The sequence below is a fragment of the Vibrio sp. 1F279 genome (assembly GCF_041439815.1).
Taxonomy (GTDB): domain Bacteria; phylum Pseudomonadota; class Gammaproteobacteria; order Enterobacterales; family Vibrionaceae; genus Vibrio; species Vibrio tasmaniensis_A.
In genome coordinates this window covers 546-9,547 of record NZ_JBGOOU010000066.1, presented here as the reverse complement: position 1 = coordinate 9,547, position 9,002 = coordinate 546, and the positions used below count along the sequence as shown (strand labels likewise).

Annotated in this window: 7 protein-coding genes and 1 riboswitch; of the genes, 4 read left to right on the top strand and 3 right to left on the bottom strand. The window is 43.1% G+C overall.

Translation table 11 applies throughout. The features are described from left to right. The first annotated feature begins 606 nt into the window (after positions 1-606). Positions 607-2,148: an alanine/glycine:cation symporter family protein gene (locus tag ACED60_RS24575; protein WP_371728655.1), complete on the top strand. Its 1,542-nt coding sequence runs from the start codon at positions 607-609 to the stop codon at positions 2,146-2,148. A gap of 100 nt (positions 2,149-2,248) precedes the next feature. On the opposite strand, the gene ACED60_RS24570 is transcribed toward ACED60_RS24575, so the two are convergent. Continuing rightward, on the bottom strand, positions 2,249-2,437 hold the full coding sequence (locus ACED60_RS24570; RefSeq protein WP_371728654.1) for a hypothetical protein: 189 nt from the start codon (positions 2,435-2,437) through the stop codon (positions 2,249-2,251). 350 nt (positions 2,438-2,787) lie between these two features. Further along, complete coding sequence (locus ACED60_RS24565) at positions 2,788-3,522, bottom strand: chromosome segregation ATPase (RefSeq protein ID WP_017103097.1); 735 nt, start codon at positions 3,520-3,522, stop codon at positions 2,788-2,790. A gap of 615 nt (positions 3,523-4,137) precedes the next feature. Next, positions 4,138-4,272, top strand: a riboswitch (glycine riboswitch). A gap of 128 nt (positions 4,273-4,400) precedes the next feature. Between ACED60_RS24565 and ACED60_RS24560 the strand changes: the two genes are divergently transcribed. Then, positions 4,401-5,771, top strand: coding sequence for an alanine/glycine:cation symporter family protein (locus ACED60_RS24560; protein WP_371728653.1), 1,371 nt, complete (start codon positions 4,401-4,403; stop codon positions 5,769-5,771). Between the two features lie 108 nt (positions 5,772-5,879). On the opposite strand, the gene ACED60_RS24555 is transcribed toward ACED60_RS24560, so the two are convergent. Then, a complete protein-coding gene (locus tag ACED60_RS24555; RefSeq protein ID WP_012603778.1) occupies positions 5,880-6,515 on the bottom strand; it encodes a LysE family translocator in 636 nt (211 codons plus the stop codon). A gap of 298 nt (positions 6,516-6,813) precedes the next feature. Between ACED60_RS24555 and ACED60_RS24550 the strand changes: the two genes are divergently transcribed. Continuing rightward, the gene (locus tag ACED60_RS24550) at positions 6,814-8,286 is read left to right on the top strand and encodes a carboxypeptidase M32 (RefSeq protein ID WP_371728652.1); all 1,473 of its coding nucleotides are present in this window, start codon (positions 6,814-6,816) and stop codon (positions 8,284-8,286) included. Between the two features lie 349 nt (positions 8,287-8,635). Continuing rightward, positions 8,636-9,002 (top strand): hypothetical protein (locus ACED60_RS24545; protein ID WP_371728651.1); only part of this gene is annotated, 367 nt, incomplete at its 3' end.

Genomic DNA, 9,002 nt, shown 5'->3' with positions numbered 1-9,002 from the left:
TAGCATGATCTTCTCATTGCAAAAAATCAAGCTCCTTCAATGATCACGGGTATAGTCTCTATTCGTCAGGCACTAAACCTCACGCTCATTGAAACCATTAACAAAGCTCTGATAAAGGGCTTTTTTAATGTCTTTTAGCTTGATTACATCTTCAGCTATCAATTGTTTAAACACCTCCCCAAAACATATTGAACATTAAAACTCGCCGACTTCCCTATGCACCTCCACTATCATTCACCTTAGTTCATGCTATAACAGCTACTGCATATGCCTTTCCCAACCTAAAAAATGCCTGCTTATTCCCAAACAATGACAAAACCCGAACAATTGTAAATTTATTGTAAAAAATCTTTGATGGTATTATTTTTGTGTATAGGATTATCAGTAGGACTTGACAGGCCGAATGCCATAGTCTAATTGGTGCACATACCAAAAGGATATCCATATAAAGCAAGATCAGTACTCATATTTATTTCATTTTTCGACCTAGCTACAGCCGTTTATGTTGCCGTCGAATTGCAATAAATAAGTCGCTGAAATGTAAAAAATTAAATAGAAAAAACACAACAGCAACAAACATAATTTAATAAAAAGACAGGGAAAACCATGAAAAACATACGTGAATTATTTTTTGGGTTTATATTATTATTTAGTTCCAGTGCATTTGCAGAAGAAGGATCATTTAATCAAGCTATCAGTAACTTAAGTCAAAGTGTTGATGGTTTTTTCAACGAATATACAGGTTGGTTCGTTGGACTGATATTTAAAAGCGTACCGGTAGGTGAAGCAAACTTCCCAATTATTGTTGGCTGGTTACTGCTCGCTGCGATCATCTTTACTGTTTACTTTGGCTTTGTTCAATTTAAACGTGTCGGGATGGCCATAGACATTATTAAAGGTAAGTACACAGACCCTAACTCCAAACACGAAGGGGAAGTTTCTCACTTTCAAGCGTTAACAACCGCGCTTTCTGGAACTGTTGGGCTTGGTAATATTGCCGGTGTGGGTGCTGCACTCGCAATTGGTGGTCCTGGTGCAACATTCTGGATGATCTTGTGTGGTCTTCTGGGTATGGCGTCTAAGTTCTGTGAGTGTACCTTAGGTGTGAAATACCGAACTATCCTACCTTCAGGTGTCGTTTCCGGTGGTCCCATGTACTACCTAAGCCAAGGTCTTGGTGAAAGAGGGTTGGGTGGACTAGGTAAAGCCCTTGCTATTGGTTTTGCATTAATGTGTATTTTAGGCGCATTGGGCGGCGGTAACATGTTCCAAGCTAACCAAGCACATGCCATGTTAACTTACGCATTCGATGTACCAAGTGAATACGGTGTCATCACAGGCCTTGTACTCGCCGCTTTAGTTTTCTCTGTGATTGTTGGTGGTATGCCTTCTATCGCATCGGTAACGGAAAAAGTTGTTCCTTGGATGGCTGCTCTGTATATCGGTATGGCTCTGATTGTTATCGGTTCTAATCTTGATCAAGTGGGTCCTGCGTTCAGTGCAATCTTTACAGGTGCGTTTACTGGCGAAGGTGTGGTTGGTGGATTCATTGGTGCCTTAATCCAAGGTCTAAAACGTGCAACGTTCTCAAACGAAGCAGGTGTAGGTTCAGCAGCTATCGCTCACTCAGCGGTTAAAACAAAAGAGCCAATCACTGAAGGTCTAGTATCACTATTAGAACCGTTCGTTGATACAGTCATCATTTGTACAATGACAGCCTTGGTTATCACTATCGCTGGTCTAAATACAGGTCCATTCGATGGTTCTGGCTTAACGGGTGTAACGCTTACTGCTGCATCGTTTACTGAAACGGCAGAAGGGTTCAAATACACACTCGCTCTAGCGGTAATCATGTTCGCGTTTTCTACCATGATCTCTTGGTCGTACTACGGTCTTAAGGCTTGGACTTACCTATTTGGTGAAGGCAAAACAACGGAACTGATTTTTAAAGTGATGTTTTGTGTGTTTGTTGTTATCGGTGCGACGATTCAGTTTGGCGCGGTAATCGACTTCTCTGACGCAGCTATCTTTGCGATGTCTATCTTCAACATTCTTGGCCTGTACTTCCTAATGCCTGTTGTGAAGAAAGAACTGCAATCATTTGTTGCTCGCGTTAAATCTGGCGAAATCAAAACTTACGAAAAATAGTGACTCGTCAATAATTTATTGTCGAATAACACTGTTCTAAAAATTTTTGTAAGACCCTTTGCTTGAGAAAGCGAGAACAGTATTGCAACGTACAAAATCCCTACAGGCTGTGCTTGTAGGGATTTTTTATGTCTGAATTTTCTTGTTTAAGCCGCCGTTCAGGATCTTGGCTTACTTGTTTACGATCCAAGACTTCTTCTACTTCAATCATTTCTCGTTGCGCCAATGCCAAATTACAATCATCAAAGCAATAAGCTACGGTACAAGTCTCGCACAGATATTCAGGCATCGCTTTGTCCTTTGTCCTTTGTCCTTTGTCCTTTGTCCTTTGTCCTTTGTCCTTTGTCCTTTGAGATAGTCTAATCACCGAGTGGCAACAAACCACATATTCATCCTAGAACATAACAATTATGCTAATTTTCTGGCGTGTAAATATGCGTGCAAAGTCACCAACTACCCAACAAAGCACATATCAAGATCAATTTTACGTATCTAATCACTAATTTCAGAAATAACAATGTAAAGCGCATCTTAGCCATTTAGGGGGTGAGAACGCAAAACGCCCACATCACGTGTGCGATGTGGGCGTTCAAATTCTTACTGCAAGTAGTCGTGATATGGCTATATTAAGCGCTCAGCTTATAGACCCATCTCTTCAGTGAGAGTCTTGATCTGCTTGATATCCATGGTGTGAACTTCAATCATTTGTCTGATGTCACTTAAGCGGGAATTGGCATTATCCTGTTTCTCACAGGCGTCAGATTTTGTATCCCATGACGTACCATCTAAGAAAACATCACACGCTTTCTTCAAAGAACCAAGATTCTGTTCGATGTCATCTCTTTCTTTCTCGAGTTTTTCAAGCTCTTGAGATATCTGTAATTCTTTGCGGAAAAGCTCACGCGAACGTTCAAAAAGGGTCGATTGCATATCAGCTTGACGGCTCAACTTTTGATTGTTTTGTTGAGTTTGTTCTAACGTTTGCTTCTGTTCGTTTAACTGCTGCTCTAACGAGTAGTTTGCTTTCTCTAAAACTGCAGATTGTTTCGCTAAGTCTTGGAGTTCTTTTTGATGCTCTTCTGCCTGTTTCACTAGAGCAGCTTCTACTTTCGCATCAATTTCGGTATCAACTTTTGCCACTTTCTCTTCAACTGATGTCACCAACTGAGTTTTACTATCACGCAGTTCTTGATAACGAGTTTCTAGTACCTGATAAGTGGATTCCCACTTCGAAGCCGTGACTGTAGATCCGATTAAGCCGCCTAACGCCAAACCGATAACCGCAGCAATGCCGATATAGAGCTGACTACGTTTATCGCGTTCCTCAATAACAACCACTTCATCTTGTTCGCCTTGTCCAGATTGCTGGTTCACTAGCGGGTACTCCCAAAAATTTGTTTAACGTTACACGGTCACTGATACTGATACTGATACTGATACTGATACTTTAAGCTCAGTTAAACCTATTGCCCAAACCAGAAGCACTTGAGCTTTGCTAACACGTTTATCCTATCTGCTTACAGACAGACTTAACGAGTTAACTCCGAAATCATCAGGCTGGCAGTATACAAAAGGAAGCTGCTAACGATAACTATCACTACCCATTTTTGCAGTTTTTCGTTTGTCCGGTAACGAAACAGCACAAATGCCAAAGCCAATAAAAAAACAATCGCTATTAATCGAGTCATAACTCCTCCTTGTTTCTCTATTTTATACCATTTAAATAAGCAAGTTACGTCAGAGACTCGTTGTTTGATCATTTAGTTGAACAACATTTGAGCAAACAGATATTTTGTAGCTGACATCACATTTTATATGATCTAGGATACGCCTACAGATTACCTAATTATTTAGGTAATTGTTCCGATGAAGACTGCAGGAGAGTGGTTTTTAACTAAATATTAACATTTAGTTAGATTGACCCGCCGAAGAAGTAAATCTTTCAGGTGCTTTATGCTGGAGAAATCCAGAAAAGTGAGGACTGTCGTTGGAGGAACCTCTGGAGAGAACCGTACTACTTTTTTTGTAGCAAGCGGTCGCCGAAGGAGCAAGCTTAGTGCCCGTTACTTATCTATAAGTGATTCGCTAAGTGAAACTCTCAGGCAAAAGGACAGAGGAGTGGAAAGCAACAGCCTTAATTAACTAAAGAATTCTATCTAGAAATCCGTCTGTATTAAGTAGTGCTATCGATCCCTGTGATCTGCACTGCCTTCCCTCTTCTCCTTAAATTTTATATTTATTAAGGGGAATCTATGAACCACCTACAAGCTACACTACAAACCATCAACCAATTCGTCTGGGGACCACCACTGCTTATTCTGCTAGTGGGTACAGGCATCTACTTTACTTTTCGCTTAGGCTTACTCCAGTTTAGACACCTTCCAACTGCTCTAAAAATGGTGTTCACCAAAGACAAATCCGGCAAGGGTGACGTATCAAGCTTCGCCGCTTTGTGTACAGCGCTTTCCGCAACGATTGGTACAGGCAATATTGTAGGCGTAGCGACCGCAATAAAGATTGGTGGTCCTGGCGCCCTATTCTGGATGTGGCTTGCCGCTGTATTTGGTATGGCGACCAAATACGCAGAATGTCTACTTGCTGTTAAATACCGTAGAACCGATAGCAATGGCGAAATGGTTGGCGGCCCAATGTACTACCTGCAATACGGTGTGGGCTCTCGAATCTTAGCGGTAATGTTCGCTGTCTTCGCGCTCGGTGTTGCTTGCTTCGGTATCGGTACCTTCCCACAAGTAAACGCTATCTTAGACGCAACTCAAATCTCATTTGGCGCTTCACGTGAAATGTCAGCGGTTGTCCTCACGATACTAGTGGCGGTGGTAACCCTTGGTGGTATTCAATCGATCGCTAAAGTAGCAGGGAAAGTCGTTCCTACGATGGCGGTGATGTACGTCGTCGCGTGTTTAAGCGTTCTGATTTCAAATGCAGACCAACTACTGAATGCCATTACCCTTGTTGTGACTTCTGCGTTTACCAACACAGCAGCAACTGGTGGTTTCTTTGGTGCGAGCATCATGCTTGCTATCCAATCAGGTATCGCTCGTGGCGTGTTCTCGAACGAATCTGGCCTAGGTAGCGCACCAATGGCTGCAGCAGCGGCTAAAACAGACTCATGTGTGAAACAAGGGCTTGTCTCTATGACAGGCACCTTCTTCGATACCATCATCATCTGTACGATGACCGGCTTGGCGCTTATCTTAACGGGCGCTTGGCAGACTGACCTTTCTGGCGCTGCGATGACCACTCACGCGTTCGCTGTTGGTTTGAATGCAGACACCCTTGGCCCTATGTTGGTTTCTGTTGGCTTAATCTTCTTTGCGTTTACAACAATTTTAGGTTGGAACTACTACGGTGAGCGCTGTGTTGTTTTCTTGCTGGGTACCAAAGCAGTATTGCCTTACAAGATTATCTTCATCGGCTTGGTTGCTTCTGGTGCATTCTTAAAGCTCGACATGATCTGGATAATGGCGGATATCGTGAACGGCCTAATGGCAATTCCGAACCTAATTGGGCTTATCTTACTGCGCCATGTTGTTATCGAAGAAACCAAGTTATTCTTCAAACCGCTAACTTCTTCAAATGATTGTGAAGCAGTTAAAGCATAATAAGAATTGAACGATCAAAAACGCCCGCAATGATGTGCGGGCGTTTTATTATAAAACTAATGGCTATGTGCCAGTGATTTAGATTCCAATAAACTAAGTCACTATGGCTTAGCTAGGTTCTTCCATTAAAAGCTTCACACCCAGCCCCACCAGCACCATGCCAGTCACTCCTTCCATCCACTTCATAAAACTCGCATTCTTAAGCAAGTTTTTAGCCGAGTTAAGTGCCCCTGCCAAACCGCATTGCCACACCATCGCAATCATAAAGTGCACCGAAGCCATCAACATAGATTGCAATAATGGTGATCCTTCAGGGTTTACGAATTGAGGTAAAAAGGCCAAATAGAAAACTGCCGTTTTTGGGTTAAGAACGTTAGACAGAAAGCCTTCACGCAAAGAACGCTTTGCACTGTATGCTTGCTGAGCTTGTTCACCGACCTTCAAACCACCACCGTTTTTCATCAACGCTCGTAAACTGCTTAAGCCAAGCCAGATGAGGTAAACTGCACCTACCATCTTAACGGCTTGAAAGAGTTCAGCAGACTGGGCAAGAATTGCAGAAATACCCACAGCAGAGAAAAAGGCGTGTACATAGAGGCCGCTACAAATACCAAAGCTGGTCATTACACCGTCAGATAAGCCCGAGCGGCTCGTGTTGCGAATCACCAAAGCCGTATCTAAGCCCGGCGTTAGCGTTAAAATAGTGATGGCAATTAGAAATGCCTCAAAGTTCAAAATATCCATATTATTGTCATTGTTGTTCAGCGATCTATCATCAATACCGCTTATCTGAACAATTCGCAAGCAACAATTGCCATCTGCTATACAAGTCACTGATTTTGTGCACAATGGAACAGTTTGATTTGTTAAGAAATAGTAAATTCTAGGCATCGTACTGCCTCATGCTTTTATCGCTATATCTTCGACTGCGAAGGTCAGCGTCATTAAAAAGCAGAGCCATAATCAAAGTACATGAAAGATGAACCTTTAAGCTAACGCTGTCCTAAGGATCATTTAAAGAAACCAAATTAAGAGTAGTCAAATGAGCGCATTCAAAAAACTAGTCGAGCACTCTCAAAAATGTTCACGCTTTCAACATCTAGCCTCTATTTGTGGTTGGGACCAAGCTTCAATGATGCCTGCCGGTGGTAACCAAGCGCGTAGTGAAGCGATGGCCGAGCTTTCGGTTCATATTCACGGGTTGATGACGCAACCACAACTTGGAGATTGGATTGCAGACGCTGAAAACGAAGCGCTAAATAGCGAACAACAATCGTCTCTGCGTGAAATTAAACGCCAATGGCAACAAGCCAATCTACTCCCAGAAAAGCTGGTTGAAGCCAAATCTCTAGCTGGCTCAAAGTGTGAACATGCATGGCGCAGCCAACGTGGTAACAACGACTGGGTTGGATTCGAAAAGAACTGGCGTGAAGTGGTTGAACTGTCTCGCGAAGAAGCTCAGATCCGCGCCGACTCGGCGAATCTAACGCCTTATGATGCCATGCTTGATATCTATGAACCCGGCACCAGCTCTGCTTCACTTGATGTCTTGTTTGCCGACGTTAAGACATGGCTGCCAAACCTGATTGATGAAGTGATCGAAAAACAATCGAGCGAGCAATTTAATGCGCCATCTGGGAGCTATTCGACCGAGAAACAGAAAGCGCTTGGTTTAGAAGTGATGAAGCTGCTTCGGTTCGATTTTGAACACGGCCGATTGGATGAAAGTGTTCACCCATTCTGTGGCGGCGTGCCTTCAGACGTGCGTATCACAACCCGATACGACGAAGCGGAGTTCGTTCAAAGCTTAATGGGTATAGTGCATGAAACAGGGCACGCGCGTTACGAACAAGGCTTACCAAAACACCTAGCAGGCCAACCGGCGGGCGAAGCGCGCTCTATGGGTATCCACGAATCTCAATCTCTGTTCTTCGAGATGCAAGTCGGCCGCAGTGACCCGTTTATTGGACACTTAGCAAACTTAGCTGGTCAGCAATTCTCAGGCTCAGAGTTTGAAAAAGAGAACTTCCAGAAGATCTACACTCGTGTGAAGAAAGACTTCATCCGTGTTGATGCCGATGAGCTAACCTACCCTGCACACGTTATCTTACGTTACGAAATTGAGCGTGACTTGATCAACGGTAAGAGCAAACACACCGATGTGCCAGAACTATGGAATACTAAGATGCAGTCTTACCTTGGTTTAAGCACTCAAGGCAACTTCACTAACGGCTGTATGCAAGACATCCACTGGACAGACGGCGCATTCGGTTACTTCCCATCTTACACACTAGGTGCGATGTACGCGGCTCAGTTCATGGCTTCAATGAAGAAAACGGTGGATGTGAACTCAGTAATTGAAAGTGGTGACCTATCACCTATCTTCACTTGGTTAGAATCGAACATTTGGAGCAAGGGCAGCCTGCTGAGCACCGATGATTTGGTGAAAGGCGCAACGGGTGAAACCTTGAATGCGCAATACTTCAAAGATCATTTAAGAAGCCGCTACCTTTAATGGAATAAATCGATAGAGGCTGATCAATTTATTGATTCAGCCTTTTTAATCACATTTTCAAAACATACTTAGGTTGATTTGAAGGTTTTATCCCTTCATCGAACTTAACAATCACGGAATATTCTGGCTTCTGCTAGCTCTGAATTGGACAAAAGCGAGTCAGTGGTTTTTCTAATTAAGCGATTCTTGAATTAGCTCAAGTATATCTATCTCCCTTTACTGTACATATAATACAAAAGGCTAGCTTCTAGCTAACCTTTATATCTCATCTACGCCCTAAAACTCACTTAGGTAAGTTGTGAGTGCAGAAACCACAAGGTGATGAGAACGATAAGGATAATCAAGCCGAATGAAAGACTACCGAGACACAACCACAAGGATAACGTCGCTGGTAAATCCTTTAAAGGACTGGAATACTCAGATTGCAGACCTTACAGTTATCCCTAACTTATCAGCTAAAATGGCTAGTCTAACGGCTATGCCCGACTTATCAGCTCAAATGGCTAGTCTAACGGCCATGCCCGACTTATCAGCTCAAATAGCAAGTCTAACGGCTATGCCCGATTTATCAGCTCAAATGGCTAGTCTAACGGCTATGCCCGACTTATCAGCTCAAATGGCGAGTCTAACGGCTATGCCTGACTTATCAGCTCAAATGGCGAGTCTAACGGCTATGCCCGACTTATCAGCTCAAATGGCGAGTCTAACGGCTATGC

Coding starts and splice junctions, on each gene's coding strand:
- ACED60_RS24575 (WP_371728655.1), top strand. CDS start 607: ATGAAAAACATACGTGAATTATTTTTTGGGTTTATATTATTATTTAGT.
- ACED60_RS24570 (WP_371728654.1), bottom strand. CDS start 2,437: ATGCCTGAATATCTGTGCGAGACTTGTACCGTAGCTTATTGCTTTGAT.
- ACED60_RS24550 (WP_371728652.1), top strand. CDS start 6,814: ATGAGCGCATTCAAAAAACTAGTCGAGCACTCTCAAAAATGTTCACGC.
- ACED60_RS24560 (WP_371728653.1), top strand. CDS start 4,401: ATGAACCACCTACAAGCTACACTACAAACCATCAACCAATTCGTCTGG.
- ACED60_RS24555 (WP_012603778.1), bottom strand. CDS start 6,515: ATGGATATTTTGAACTTTGAGGCATTTCTAATTGCCATCACTATTTTA.